The following is a 14,516-nucleotide window of genomic DNA, read 5'->3' on the forward strand; positions in this document are numbered from 1 at the left end:
TTAATGCGGTCCGGATATAAAGTCAGGAATCCCATCCTTTACTTCCCTCGAGCAAACGGGTCATATCTTCTGGTAACTCTTCTTGAAACAACATCATCTTCTTGGTGAAAGGATGTAAAAATTTCAATTCAAAACAATGAAGGGCTTGGCGAGGGATACCTCTCCTGTTCCCTCCATATAAATCATCACCAGCCAGCGGGTGACCAATATGCGCCATATGGACCCTGATTTGATGTGTACGCCCTGTTTGGAGTTCCAAATTAAGGAATGTATAGGACTCTGTGTGTGCCAATACCTTAAATAGGGTACAGGCATACCGGCCATCCTCCCTGACTTCCCGTTCAATGATGCTGGTCGATTTTCGTCCGATTGGCGCCACTATCTCTCCTACAGGTCCTTCAACGATTCCTTCAGCTACGGCTTGGTATCTCCGTTTAACCTGTCCTGATTTTTGCTGTTCACTTAAAAGGTGATGGATATGCCGGTGCTTGGCAATTAAAACCAAACCGGATGTGTCCCGGTCAAGACGTGTAACTATATGGATCGTCGCCTGTATTCCCGTCTTCCTATAATAACCCGCCAGGCCATTCGCCAGACTGCCGTTGGGATGCTCGCGGGAAGGAATGGTATTCATGGAAGGGGGCTTGGCCACCACCAATACAAACTCATCTTCATATCTGACATTCAGGGGGATGGGTTCCGGCAAAAGACCTTCGCTTGCCTGCTCCGGCGGAAATATGACGGTGACGATGTCGCCCGTTTCAATCCGTTCCCTTACGGTTACTTCTTCGCCGTTCAACTGGATATATCCACCTTTAAACTTAATATCCGTTAATGCTCGTTTTGAAATATCGCATTTGCTGAGAAACTCTCGCAATAAAGAGCCAGAATCCTCTTCAAAAACCGACCAGGTCAAAGAAAAGTTTTGATTTGACATGAGGTGAATCTATCTCCTTAATTAGCAATAAATGAATCATGCACTCTTTTCCAGAAAGGAAAAGGGCGGAATCTGGCAAATCGGATCTTTTCATCTGCCACTCGGCACTGTATCGACTTTACATTTTCCTGAAGTAAGGACAAATGGTCGACCGTAATTTGAAAATTGACCGCATTGACCGGCCTGAACATACACGTATGATGTGCCGGCAGCAGAAGTGGAGATCCTACCGTCCTAAACACCCGGTTATTAATGGATGCCAATTCGGTAATCTGGATGGCATCGATTGATGGATGGACGATGGCCCCGCCAAGCGCCTTATTATACGCCGTGCTTCCAGATGGCGTCGCAATGCATAAACCATCTCCACGGAACGTCTCGAAATGCTGGCCGCGTATTTCAACGTCCATGACGAGCGTGCCTTCTACACTTTTGACTGTCGATTCATTCAAAGCCAAAAATCTGGCCTCCCGTCCTCCATGCTGATAACGGACAATCGTTTCGAGCAGTGGATATTCCACTATTTGAAATGGGGTTTTCGCTAAAGCTATCACCAATTTTTCAATTTCATCAGGGGTCCAATCCGCATAAAAACCAAGATGTCCTGTATGTACACCGACAAAGGCAGTTTTATCCAATCGATTCTTATAACGGTGAAAAGCATATAATAAAGTGCCATCACCACCGACAGAAATGACAATATCCGGCTGATCTTCATCATATTCCAAATGAAAGTCCTGAAGATACGTTCGCATCCTTTGCATTAAAGTATTCGATTTCGCATCTCCTTTTGACGTAATCGCAAATTTCATGTAATACCACCTCACAAATTAGATTTCTTTTCGTTTACCAATTTATGCGTTCAAGAATCTTTCTTCCTGGAAAAAAGACGCTGTGCTTCCTGGATTTCCGTACGGATTTGCGACATCTCTGCATCCAGCAGGAAGGCCGCTTCCGCTGCACGTTTAAGTCGCAGTTGTATATCTTCCGGGAAAATGCCTTTATATTTATAATTTAAAGAATGTTCAATCGTCGCCCAAAAATTCATCGCAAGAGTCCTGATTTGTATTTCGGCAAGGATATTTTTTTCGCCATGGATCGTCTGAACCGGATAGCGGATTACAACATGATAAGAACGATAGCCGCTTGCTTTTTTGTGGGAAATATAATTCCTCTCCTCGACTATCTCGAAGTCATTGCGACCTCGTAATAGTTCAACTACCTGTTCGATATCATCCACGAACTGACACATCATGCGAAGCCCTGCAATATCCTGAATTTCAGTTCCCAATTTATCAATGGGAATATCCTTCAGGCTCGCCTTATCCAAAATGCTGACAATCGGCTTTACCCTGCCTGTTACAAATTCGATCGGCGAGTGAATATTCTCTCTCTCAAACTGTTTCCTCAATCCCTTTAGCTTAACCTTTAATTCTTCGACAGCCTGAGTATAAGGCGCCAAGAAATCGTCCCAACTCTCCATTGCCACACCACCTATATCTATCTAAAAAGCGCCTGTTCAACTCTGGTATGGGCAGAACGCTCTCCTAAATCCAGCAGTCACATGGCTTTATGCCAATTCACCTCTGGATCCTATTTCTTTTTCTAGCAAAAAGTATGTATTAAATTTCTATATATACGATAATCCATTTTTTGTGCTCAACGTTTATATTTTATCATATCCTGCAATTGATTCCTAAATATTCAAGTACAATAGCAAAAAATTATTGAATTCAATTTGACAGCTGGAATGGTTCTTATATGATTAACCTAAGAATCAGCCAGAAAGGATGGAACACATGAACCAGCATATTGAAATTGAATTTAAAAACCTTTTAAGCGCAAAAGAATTTCGTCAACTGATCGAATACTTTCATCTCGGGGCATCGAACTTTAAAACACAGAAAAATCATTACTTCGATACACTCGGATTCACTTTGAAAAATCAAGATTCTGCGCTTAGGATCCGGGAGAAAAACGGGCGTTACGAGCTGACTTTAAAACAGCCCGCGACAGAAGGATTATTGGAAACGAATCAAGATATTCCTGAAGAAACCGCATATGCATTTCTGAATCAAAACACATTCCCTGATGGCGAGATCCAACATCTTATCCTCGAATGCGGAATTGATCCAAAAGATTTTACCTGCTTTGGGACACTAAAGACAGACCGTCTTGAATTTCCTTACAAAGAGGGTTTACTTGTTTTAGATCATAGTTCGTATTTGAATCAGGAAGACTTTGAGCTTGAATATGAAGTGACGGATGCAAAAGCCGGGAAAAAAACCTTCCTGACCCTCCTTGAAACCCTTCAAATTCCGATAAGGGAAACCGAAAATAAGGTTAAGAGGTTTTATCGCGCCAAATTCCAAAAATAATCCTGTTTGAACCCATTCGGAGGTGGAGAGTTTGAAAATCCAAGATTTCAAAACGTTTATGGAATTGCAGGCAATCCAGCAATTTACAGATGGCAGCGTCACAAATACAAATACAAATTCATCTCGATCCGTTTTCCAGGACATGCTCTCGGAACTGGTTTCGGGTGATGCTCTTGAAAGCACTTCGCAGAAATTGGGTTCCTTATTATCCAATGTGGTAACGGAAACGAAATCCTTTCTTCAACCCGGCGGCCTAACATCCATGAACATCAACCCGATATCCACTGCCCATGCTAACAATCAGAGCAGCAGCGAAACCGCAACAAACTATGATCATATCATCAGCCGGGCGGCCAGTTTATATAATCTCCCGGAAAAACTGATTAAGTCTGTCATTAAACAAGAATCGAACTTCAACCCTGAAGCCACCAGTTATGCGGGTGCTACTGGCCTTATGCAGTTAATGCCAGCAACTGCAAAAAGCCTTGGGGTGGATGATGCAACCGATCCAGAACAAAACATCATGGGCGGGAGTAAATATTTAAGTCAAATGATGGCACGATATGACGGGGACATCCAGGTTGCCCTTGCTGCTTATAATGCAGGGCCAGGAAACGTCGATAAATATAACGGTATCCCCCCTTTTAAAGAAACTCAGAACTATGTTCAAAAAGTTTATGGCACATTTTCAAGCTAAAGCAAGCTGACCCTTTTTATTTGTGACGGGTCAGTTTTTTTCATGTCTATATATGCTTCTTCCTCGAACCCAGAACAAATGGGAAATCCCCCCAAAGGTGTAATTTCCGATTCCCCTGTGTCATACTACAGATGTAAAATTTTCTTTAAGCTATATATTTGTTATATCAGTACGTCATTGATAAAATATGAATAAATATCAACCATCTTTCTTTAAAAGGAGTAATCAACATGATGCAAGGGAACCCTACACCATATGAATTAATTGGAGAAGGGCAATTACACAAATTAATTGATGTGTTTTACTCCAACGTTAGTCAGCACCCGGATCTGCAGCCAATATTCCCTGACGATTTAACTGAAACGGTCCGTAAGCAAAAACAATTTATGACTCAATATTTAGGCGGTCCCTCTTTATATACTGAAGAGCATGGCCATCCTATGTTGCGGGCTCGACATATACCTTTTGAAATTACACCAGAACGTGCGAAAGCATGGCTTTCATGCATGTATCATGCTATGGACGAAGTTGGCCTTGAGGGTGAGATTAGAGAGTTTTTCTATCACCGCCTCTATTTGACGGCACAGCATATGATCAATACATCCGGAACTGACGGGAAAGGAGAAGGCAGTTGAGCGCACAAAAACCAGTTTTCAATATTTCCGATTGGATCAAGACGCAGCATTGCTATGATATAGGAAAAAAGCCAATTGAAATTTATGTTTTTGTTGATCCGCTTTGTCCCGAATGCTGGGGCTTAGAACCAATTATTAGGAAATTACAGATAGAATATGGCCAATTGTTCAGTTTACGCCATGTTTTAAGCGGTAAAATCGATTCTCTTAATATGGGGAAAAATAAAAATTATGAAAACATTGCTCAAGTTTGGGAAAAGACAGCCAGCCGCTCGGGAATGTCCTGCGACGGGAGCCTTTGGTCCGAAAACCCAATCTCTTCTCCATATACAGCTTCCATCGCAATAAAAGCAGCGGAATTGCAGGGGCGTAAATTGGCCATTCGCTTTTTAAGGCAGCTCCAAGAATATGTATTCATAGGAAAAAAGGATATATCCAATATCGAAGTCTTGACCGAATGTGCCAAAATGGTTGGACTGGATGTGGAGGAATTCCTTTATGACATCAATTCTTCCAGTGCAGCCAAAGGCTTTCAATGTGACATGAAAATCACAAGCGAAATGGAAGTGACAGAAATACCTTCCCTTGTCTTTTTTAATCAAAATATTGAAGAAGAGGGAATAAAAGTTTCAGGTGTCTATTCTTACGAGGTATATGTTCAAATTTTAGAAGATATGCTCAATGGTCTTCCAGCCCCTGCACCCCCACCCTCTCTCGAAGAATTTTTAAGCTGTTTCAAATTAGTGGCCACAAAGGAAATTGAAACTGTTTATAATATGAATAAGAATAACGTCGAGTTGGAAATGAAAAAGCTTGTTTTAAAACAGTTGGCAGAGAAAATTCCTGCCAAATACGGAACGTTTTGGAGATATACAAAGAAGCAGTCATGAATTTGACTGCTTTTTTATAATATTTAAAAAGGAAAAAACCATGCAAATCAAAAGATTGCATGGTTTTTTTATATAAGTAAATAAGGGGATGGGAGAAATTTTTCACGATCAAACAAAGGGGTATAAGTTTGTTTGTGATTCACTTCACAATAAATAATATAACAGATAACCCAGTTATGTTTCAACTGTATGTGTAACATTTCACAAATTGTTCACAATATATATTTTCCATTTTTTAATTTCGTTTCTGGTATATATAGCTAAATAAGAGCCCATTTTAATTAAAAGCCATAAGTGTTTTTGATATCTGATAAGCTTGGGAATGAATCTAATTGTGAAATGAATCACAAAAAAATATCAAATCATTTCTTTTTATTTTCTAATCTTTCGTACAACTTTTGTTACAACCGGCGTCATTTTAATCTTTTTACTTTTCATGCAAATGAAAAACCCCGGCAAATCGAAAATTTGCTGGGGTTTTCATCTATTTATACGAATAAGGGGATAGGAGAAATTTCACGACGAACAAACAAAGGGGTATATGTTTGGGATGTGATAACTTCTATATCTGTACTATAGCAGATTATACACCTTAATTGCAAGAACTTTGTGCGTAACTTCACATTATTGTCATATTCTTAGAATACTGCTTATTTTAAAACATACTATCTAATAAAGTGCAGATGAGCTTTTACTGCTGCCAGGTTGGAGGTGACCAAATTGAAAGGCTTTATTCTACTCATACTCTTGATAGGGTCGCTATTTGTCCAGCTGCTCGGTATCATGAACCTCATTCCTCTGTATTTCACCTCCCCTATTTTATTTTTTGTTTTCTTCATAATTCTTCATAGCTTAAATCAGAGAAATCGTTTTAAAGGATTATGACGGACATTCATATAAGTTGAAAAGGACCCGAAGTGCTCGGGTCCTTTCCACATCCTATTTATTCAAAAGCTCTTCCAACTCATTTAATTTTTCTTCGAATACATTCATGGCTTCTTGTACAGGTTCAGCTTTTGTCATATCGACGCCAGCCTTTTTGAGCACTTCTATCGGATAATCGGAACTTCCTGACTTCAAGAACTCCAGATACCTTTTGACAGCAGGCTCTCCTTCTTCAAGGATTTGCTTGCTCAATGCTGTTGCTGCACTGATTCCTGTTGCATATTGATAAACATAGTAATTATAGTAGAAGTGTGGAATACGCGCCCATTCCAAACCGATTTCTTCATCAATGGTCACGTTCTCTCCAAAGTATTTCTTGTTCAGCTCATAATATTCCTTAGTAAGCATATCCGCTGTCAACGCTTCCCCATTTTGAGCTTTTAAATGAATCGTATGTTCAAACTCTGCAAACATCGTTTGCCGGAACAATGTGCCGCGGAAACCTTCCAGGTAATGATTCAATAAATAGATGCGTTTCTTTTCATCTTCCATTGAATTCAGTAAATAATCGTTCAACAGGTTTTCATTACAAGTCGATGCAACTTCCGCTACAAAAATGGAATAATTCCCGTATGGATATGGCTGATATTTACGTGTATAGTAGCTATGGACCGAATGCCCAAACTCATGAACGAGCGTGAATAAGTTATTGACGTTATTTTGCCAGTTCATTAAAATATAAGGATTCGTCCCATATGTACCAGAAGAATAGGCACCGCTTCGTTTCCCTTTGTTTTCATGCACATCGACCCAACGGTTTTCAAATCCCTCTTTCAAAACGTTCAAATAGTCCTCCCCAAGCGGAGCAAGACCTTTAAGGACATAATCTTTGGCCTCGTCATATGTCACTTCCATCTTTACTTCTTTAACAAGAGGAGTGAATAGATCATACATATGAAGTTCGTCTAATTGCAGTACTTTTTTACGTAAATCAAGATAACGGTGCAGTAATGGCAAGTTGTCATTGACCGTTTTAACGAGATTATCGTATACAGTCTCCGGAATGTTATTATTACTTAACGCCGCTTGGCGTGCTGAATCATATTTTCGAACCGTGGCATTGAAGTTGTGGTTTTTCACCTCACCTGACAGGGTTGAAGCAAATGTATTACGGAACTCTCCATACTTGCTGTATACCCCTTTAAATGCCTCCTCACGTACACGGCGATCTTCACTCTCAAGAAAACTGATATATCTTCCGTGAGTAATTTCCACTTCATTTCCCTCTTCATCCTTGATGGTCGGGAATTTCAAATCGGCATTGTTAAGCATACCGAAAGTATTGCCCGATGCATCAAGTACTTCTGATGCTTGCGCCAATAATTCTTCCTGCTCTGCTGATAAGATATGGGGTCTCTGAAGATTAATTTCCTCTAAAGAATGTTTGTATAATTTCAGATCTTCTTTTTCTTCCAAAAACCCTTCCACTTTGTTTTCATCAATGCTCAATAGTTCAGGAACCATATATGAAAACGCAGCCGCTGCCTGGGCGTATAAAGCTTTTGCCCGATCCTCCATCCCTTGATAAAAAGGATTGGTTGTATCTTGATCATTGCGCATATGTGAATAAGAATAAACTTTCCCTAGCTTCTCGAATACCTCATCTTGGAGTTGAAGGCCCGCAAATAATTTTTCTGCACTTTCTCCCAACGACCCTTTATGTGCCTCCGCTTTCTTGAGGTCTTCTTTTACCGCTTTGAAGGCAGCTTCCCAATCTTCCTCGGTTGCGAAGATATCTTCCAGTCTCCAAGTATCTTCAGGAGCTATTTCTTTTCTTGAAGGTAATGTATTCGCTTTTGTTTCCTGTGCCATAAAAAAATTCCTCCCCATTCTATAGAAACTTGCCATTGGGCTAACTCGTTAAACTGGATCGAACGCTGCAATACTTCATTCGGCGTTCATTCTTTCTTAAAGTTTTCTTAATTCCCAGTTCTTATTACTATTTCTCCATTATCAAAAATAATCCTGCCCTTTCATCTGATTTCAAGATAAATAGAAATGTTATCACTGATTATACTGGATATTCCCCTTTTCCATCATCAATTTATGCTTATCATAGAAATCTTTTTCCAAAATTTGAGCTTGATCACTGGTGAAGGGAAGGATAATTTCCCTTTCAACTCTAAAAACCCCTTCTTTCAGCTTTGATAGATAACCAAATTGCTCCAAAAGCATGATATATTGACCTACAGGATACTCGATGGGTTTTTCATGAAGCAATGGCAACGGTCTGAACTTTATTTCCCCTTTGTTTGAACGCTTTCTAAAAATATCGACAATATCAGCCATAGAAATCTTTTCCCCTGTTCTTTTCTCTTGAAACACATCCATGTATAACCATGCCTGCCATTCGATCGAGGCAGTTTCAATCAACAGCATCCCTCTGACGGGAACACCCACTTCAATTGGAATTGTCGCAGGTGAAATATGATGTAAATATAGCCCTTCGAAAAAAGGATCGCATCTCTGTGCTGTTTTCACTCGATGGAGGGACCAGCCATTTCGTTTATATCTCCATGCAGGCAGAAAAGGGAATCGAAAGCAGTTTTGGGGCAATGCCCGACTAGGGGGAAGGAGCTTTAAAGAAGCAGTTGTCAATTCGGCAAAGACGGTTCTAGGGGTAAAAGGAGTGAGGTTCTTCAATACTGATAAATGATCAGTTTCCGGGCAATACATCCAAAGAAAAGGATGATGGAAGCTGCCGGTGACGAAGAGCCAATGGAAGCGGGATAAACTGAATTCATACAAACTTTTCCTTTTTAAGCGTTTTGCAGCGAGAATCCAAATTGGCTTGATGCCTATGCTTTGATAGGCTTTTGTCCTTTCCATGAATTCAACCTCGGGGATAACTGAGCATTGAAATTCTATTGCATAGCGATTACCTCCTATCCTAGCTAAAATATCAGCCCTTTTCTTAATTTCGGGAAGGTAGGCTTCTAAATCCACTTGATAACCATGTGATAAGAACCACTGAAACAATTTTCTTTTTCCCATTAAATGATAGGCGGATTCCGGTTCTGAAGAAGCGCGGCATGACGTACTATTTTTATGGGCGAAATGCGGGATCCTGACTTTTCCCGCTTTGATGGTCATTTCCATCTTGCAGCATGGACAGAAATAATCTGCTGACTTTCTCCATTCATCAATCACGTTTGCCGGTATTTTTTCAGGGAGGGTAATCCATGTCCCATCCTTCTTTATCGCAGTTAGCATACATCTCCTCCTCATCCACTACATTCGCCTGCTTCGCTCAGGATTCCTTTTAATCCGCAAAAAAAAATGCCTGATCGGCATAAGAGAAAGTATCTAAAGAAGGGGTGAAAGCAATCGGCAAGTGGACTCCAAAACTTTCAAACCGAAATTCCGTTTGGAAAACGCATCAATCTCCACTTCTTGGGATACCTTTATATCTTCCAAAAAATCATTCACCAGCTGCTGAGTACTTTCCGTCCGGTAGAGAAAAGCATTGACTTCGAAATTCAGGTGAAAGCTTCTCATATCCATATTGGTTGTCCCAATTGATGCCAGTTGGTCATCCACGATGATGATTTTACTATGCATGAAGCCTTCATTATATTGAAATATACGAGCTCCGGAAGCTAGCAATTCGGGAAAATAAGTTCTCGAAGCATGAAATACGATACGTTTATCGGGGTTCTTCGGGACGAGCAGCCTGACATCCAAACCACTTAAAGCAGCCACCTTCAATGCTTGTAAGATATCGTCATCAGGAACGAAATACGGGGAGGCTATCCAGACGGACTTTTCTGCTGAAGTGATCATCTTAAAAAAAATGCTTTTAATGATCGCCCACTCACTATCAGGCCCTCCGCCAATCAATTGAATTCCGCCATGTCCGTGATGGCTCGGCAGTCCGGCCATGAGATATTCATCACTTAAAAAACTATTATTGGTGCTATAATACCAATCCTGCAGAAATATGAGCTGTAAAGTCCTGACCGCTTCCCCCTTTATGATAAGGTGCGTATCCCGCCAAGAACCGAATTTCCGATCTTGTCCCAAATATTCATCCCCAATATTGAGACCGCCGATGAAACCGACAGAGCCATCTATCACAATTATTTTACGATGGTTACGAAAGTTGAACTTATTATTTAATAAAGGGAGATGCACCGGGCCAAAGGCCACCATTTCGGCTCCCGCATTCTTCAGTTCATTGATATAAGAGCGTGCTAACTTCCAAGAACCAACCGCATCATAGAGAAATCGGACCTCTACCCCTTCTTTTACTTTTTGTATCAAGATGTCTTTTAACAGTCCGCCAATGCGGTCATCCCTAACAATATAATATTCTAAATGAATATGATGTCTGGCTTTTTTTATTTCTTCGATGATATTGGAAAATGTCTCCTCACCATTCCTTAAAACCCGGGTTTCAGTCTGAAATGAAATAGGGCTATTCCCCAGCCTATTTGCAAGAGTGATTAACTGCTGAGAGTTCTCGCCCATCTCCTTTATTCGTTCATTATAATCCGCTTCGCCGCTTATTTTCACGAAACTCTGTTTGTCCAAAAAGTACTTCTTGCGAAATATCCTCTCTTTCCGAAAATTACGGCCAAACAAAAAGTAAAAAATGAAACCGATGAATGGGAAAGCGCCAAAAATAACAAGCCATGTTATGGTCTGGATGGGATCTCGGTTTTCCAGGAAAATGTTGAATCCAATTACCACCAATAAAAGGGTCAATATAAGGCTAGAATAAAAAATCAGCCCGCCATCGACGCCATTTATTAGAACATACCAAGTACTGACCAATAAGAGAATAAGCAGACCGACGCCAACTATATTCTTCACCTAGACTACCTCCAATTAACAAACACAGGCATATTTAAAAAACTCCATGATAAGGCAAAAAACATTTATTCTTGGACGAAAAGGCCGATTTCTACTGAAATCGGCCTCAACAGTCTATGCGAAATATTTATCGACCGTTGTGAATACATCATTTTCGATAACTATCTTCCCGTACTCTTCAAGCATGTGCACCGTTATAGGTGACTCCTGACTATATTCCAATAAAAGACTTAAAACATTATCGATTTCTTCCTCATCAATCTCCGCCTCGGAAAATTCGATATAAAGATAATATTTATTCTGATAAACATAAAGCTTTGTCGTCCAGTCATCCAAGCCATGACGCTTGCTTAATGAAATGACATCTTCAAAATCCTCGAAAGTCGTGATGAATTCAATCATACCATCTTCGAATGTCATACCGCTTTCTTCATCTTTACCATGAAAATGTTGATCAAGAAGCGTATCCATCTTGTCTGATACATTCAAATCCCTTAACTTATCATCTGAAAGAGGCAGCTCGAGTTTCTGACCATCTTTGGCAAGCTGGGCTTTTGTGACCAAAACTTCCAAGCCTTTTTCAAGGGCTTGAACTTGAATCCATAAGGGTCCTTCAATCATGAATTCTTCTTCTTGATGCACTTCATCCATCATTTCCCAAAAAAGTTCCTCACTTCGCTCGCGGCTGTACCAAATTTCTTCGCGATCAAAGCCTCTTTCCTCAATATCTATATAGGAAATATAAAATTTAACTGTATCGTCATTAATGCGTTCGATTTCCATGATTCCCCTCTCCCTTCCTTTCTCATTTTGAAGGGATAATAACCCCCAAGCGAAAATTGCTCTTAAAAGCTCTTTACCCGTAAGTGAATACTGTAAATCATGATAGTCATTAAAACAGACTATTTTACATCATTTTATGACAAAACCTTGAAGAAGGGAAATAAAAAACGTTACTTATCTAAAAAACAATTGTTTGCCTAATATTCCATTCATTCTATAAAATAATTCATCCTCATGCAACTATCATAATGCTTTATTCAATTTTAATCTTACTGCCATTAATTCCTTATTATATACACAGCATGATGAGCTGCATGCTTTATTTTTTCTTTAAATGATGACCGGTTCAAGGGACCTGCTGCAAATCCGAAAAATCTGCTGCTCTCGCCTAAGGATTCTTTTATATTCCCCTTCATTTAGTTAAAAAAATCAGCGAAAAATCGTTATGTATAAAGAAAAAGCCCTGCACATTTCCTGGCAGAGCTTGAAAGACCTTATTAGTTGACCATACGTTGTGCTTCCCGTAACTGGAAGGTACGAACTTTACGTGGTAAAAAGCGTCTTATCTCATCTTCATTATAACCAACTTGAAGCCGTTTCTCGTCAAGGATAATTGGACGTCTCAACAAACCTGGATTTTCCTTGATCAATTTATATAATTCTTGAAGAGGCAGGCTCTCTAAATTTACGTTTAACTTTTGGAAAGTTTTTGACCGTGTTGAAATGATTTCATCGGTTCCATCTTCTGTCATTCGAAGAATTTCTTTAATCTCATCAATCGTTAACGGTTCAGAAAAAATGTTTCTTTCTTTATATCCAATCTCATGTTCCTCTAACCATGCTTTTGCTTTTCTGCATGAAGTACAACTAGGTGATGTATATAATGTTACCATGTTTACTCACACTCCCTAAATATAGAATCGGTGATCTATGAGGGGAAATCTACTATTAGTATTCATAAGTACCACTCTAATTTGAAATAATTTTAAATAAGTATTTCATTTTCTTTATTATACACTAATTTATTTAAAATGAATACCCTTTTTGATATTTGGAAAAATCCTTTTAAACTTCTAGTTTAGCCTGTACTATAGCTTTTTCTTTTTTTTATGTAATACATTAAAACCGCTTTTTCTAATTGAAAATACCTACCTACCATTCTCATTTAACTCTCAATACGGCCCTCATGATTTTTTAAATAATTCGTTACTTTTATTTACCCCCAATCTTTGTCAATAAACAAGATCATGTTAATATATTTTCTTTAATCAAATGCAAATTCCTCCTTTTACATTAAAAACCATTCTTTTAGCACATATATTTCCAAAAGTAAAAAGATAACTAGAAAGAATCAGCGATATGGGAGCAATCTACCATCCAAGAAGTTATAGATATTCATTTTACCGCAAAATATGCACAATAAGAAAAGACAGATTGCCTACAGTCTAAAAAACGATCCAGTTGTTTTCAGAAATCCCTCCCTTTCCGCCGACTGTCTGCCAAGCCTCATCAAAGCAAGCGTCTGCGTGGTCTTGGCTAGCCAGTTTTTCGGCAGGAGTGTCGCAAATTTCTTCACTCTAGTGTGAGTTTAATCCAATATGAAAAATGAGGGGAAACAAATCTTCTTTTAAAATCATGGTTCGGGGTTCTAAGCTTCCTTTTACCAATAAATTCCAAAAAAGAAGTTTGCCTCAATGTTCCGGTTGTTTTCTGCTGGAACACTTTTTTCGACAAATTAAAATGGGCCAGTGAAAAACAACCGGCCCTTTTTCTTAAATTTGCACCTCTTTAAAAATATCCGTTTCCTGACCTGCATTCAAGCTTAGTACATCCTCTACATCTTGATAAGATTTCCCATAAAGATCATCATCTTTGTAAGTATGGATTTCAGAATAAATCTCTTTCATGAAATCAAATACGTCTTCTTCATCAACAGATCGATTTGCGGGCCAATATAAGATTTCCATAGGCGTATCCTCTTTGGTGGCAAGCGATTTTCTGCTGTAGGAAATCGAAGAGGCATGCCGGAATCCTTCCCTTTTATAAAATTTCAGCCTTTTAAATGTGTCATCATCATTTTCTTGAACTGGTTCCACTTCCAGCAAGATCGTTTTCTGCTTTTTTTGCAATTTTTGAATCAATTTTCTCCCTAGTCCCTGCCCCCTTGATCTCTTTGATACAAAAAGGTAATCAACGAATATAAACTCTTCCCCTTCCACATACAATAAAACATGGTCGGGACCTTCATCTTTTTTATAAATTTCCTGCTTATCTTCTAAAAGAACTTCTATATGTTCTTTGGACTTCATTTCTTCAATAGGGAAATACTGGTTTAGCTTTTCATACCAATTCATAATTTAATCTCCTCATTTGCTAGTTTATACTTTCCAGATTATTTCTTATCCACTACAATGGAACTTGAATAGCTTGAAAATA

13 protein-coding genes are annotated in these 14,516 nt (G+C 39.2%); 4 read left to right on the forward strand and 9 right to left on the reverse strand.

Going from position 1 to position 14,516, the window contains the following annotated elements; genetic code table 11:
• Positions 1 to 22: 22 nt before the first annotated feature.
• From ACFX4I_RS01375 to yjbM, 3 genes are read right to left on the reverse strand one after another with little or no spacing between them, the layout of a single operon-like run.
• The gene (locus tag ACFX4I_RS01375; RefSeq protein WP_377418615.1) at positions 23 to 937 is read right to left on the reverse strand and encodes an RluA family pseudouridine synthase; all 915 of its coding nucleotides are present in this window, start codon (positions 935 to 937) and stop codon (positions 23 to 25) included.
• Positions 938 to 954: 17 nt separating this feature from the next.
• Positions 955 to 1,749, reverse strand: coding sequence for an NAD kinase (locus tag ACFX4I_RS01380; RefSeq protein WP_053534153.1), 795 nt, complete (start codon positions 1,747 to 1,749; stop codon positions 955 to 957).
• Positions 1,750 to 1,799: 50 nt separating this feature from the next.
• Positions 1,800 to 2,420 carry a GTP diphosphokinase gene (gene yjbM, locus ACFX4I_RS01385; RefSeq protein WP_034314484.1) on the reverse strand — a complete coding sequence of 207 codons (621 nt, stop codon included), beginning with the start codon at positions 2,418 to 2,420 and terminating at the stop codon, positions 1,800 to 1,802.
• Between the two features lie 316 nt (positions 2,421 to 2,736).
• Between yjbM and ACFX4I_RS01390 the strand changes: the two genes are divergently transcribed.
• The 4 genes from ACFX4I_RS01390 (at position 2,737) to ACFX4I_RS01405 (ending at position 5,537) form a co-directional block, all read left to right on the forward strand.
• Positions 2,737 to 3,315 carry a CYTH domain-containing protein gene (locus ACFX4I_RS01390; protein WP_377418618.1) on the forward strand — a complete coding sequence of 193 codons (579 nt, stop codon included), beginning with the start codon at positions 2,737 to 2,739 and terminating at the stop codon, positions 3,313 to 3,315.
• Between the two features lie 22 nt (positions 3,316 to 3,337).
• Positions 3,338 to 4,012 carry a lytic transglycosylase domain-containing protein gene (locus ACFX4I_RS01395; RefSeq protein ID WP_483878220.1) on the forward strand — a complete coding sequence of 225 codons (675 nt, stop codon included), beginning with the start codon at positions 3,338 to 3,340 and terminating at the stop codon, positions 4,010 to 4,012.
• 230 nt (positions 4,013 to 4,242) lie between these two features.
• Positions 4,243 to 4,647 carry a globin domain-containing protein gene (locus tag ACFX4I_RS01400; protein WP_230301487.1) on the forward strand — a complete coding sequence of 135 codons (405 nt, stop codon included), beginning with the start codon at positions 4,243 to 4,245 and terminating at the stop codon, positions 4,645 to 4,647.
• Entirely contained in the window at positions 4,644 to 5,537 is an 894-nt protein-coding gene (locus ACFX4I_RS01405) for a ClpXP adapter SpxH family protein (RefSeq protein WP_377418624.1), read from the forward strand. Before ACFX4I_RS01400 ends, ACFX4I_RS01405 begins: the two co-directional genes overlap by 4 nt.
• Positions 5,538 to 6,476: 939 nt before the next feature.
• Here the strand turns inward: ACFX4I_RS01405 and pepF are convergent.
• The 6 genes from pepF to ACFX4I_RS01435 form a co-directional block, all read right to left on the reverse strand.
• Positions 6,477 to 8,294, reverse strand: a complete 1,818-nt coding sequence (gene pepF / locus ACFX4I_RS01410; protein WP_377418627.1) for an oligoendopeptidase F — start codon at positions 8,292 to 8,294, stop codon at positions 6,477 to 6,479.
• A gap of 192 nt (positions 8,295 to 8,486) precedes the next feature.
• The gene (locus tag ACFX4I_RS01415; RefSeq protein ID WP_377418630.1) at positions 8,487 to 9,695 is read right to left on the reverse strand and encodes a competence protein CoiA; all 1,209 of its coding nucleotides are present in this window, start codon (positions 9,693 to 9,695) and stop codon (positions 8,487 to 8,489) included.
• Positions 9,696 to 9,788: 93 nt separating this feature from the next.
• Positions 9,789 to 11,297 carry a cardiolipin synthase gene (gene cls, locus ACFX4I_RS01420; protein ID WP_283932683.1) on the reverse strand — a complete coding sequence of 503 codons (1,509 nt, stop codon included), beginning with the start codon at positions 11,295 to 11,297 and terminating at the stop codon, positions 9,789 to 9,791.
• Positions 11,298 to 11,411: 114 nt separating this feature from the next.
• On the reverse strand, positions 11,412 to 12,080 hold the full coding sequence (gene mecA / locus ACFX4I_RS01425; RefSeq protein WP_034314498.1) for an adaptor protein MecA: 669 nt from the start codon (positions 12,078 to 12,080) through the stop codon (positions 11,412 to 11,414).
• Between the two features lie 497 nt (positions 12,081 to 12,577).
• Positions 12,578 to 12,973 carry a transcriptional regulator SpxA gene (spxA, locus tag ACFX4I_RS01430; protein ID WP_034314502.1) on the reverse strand — a complete coding sequence of 132 codons (396 nt, stop codon included), beginning with the start codon at positions 12,971 to 12,973 and terminating at the stop codon, positions 12,578 to 12,580.
• A gap of 879 nt (positions 12,974 to 13,852) precedes the next feature.
• Positions 13,853 to 14,434 (reverse strand): GNAT family N-acetyltransferase, encoded by a 582-nt coding sequence (locus ACFX4I_RS01435; protein WP_230301484.1) that lies wholly within the window; start codon positions 14,432 to 14,434, stop codon positions 13,853 to 13,855.
• Positions 14,435 to 14,516 lie beyond the last annotated feature (82 nt).

It is taken from the genome of Peribacillus sp. YIM B13472, from assembly GCF_042788005.1.
Lineage (GTDB): Bacteria > Bacillota > Bacilli > Bacillales > DSM-1321 > Peribacillus > Peribacillus simplex_E.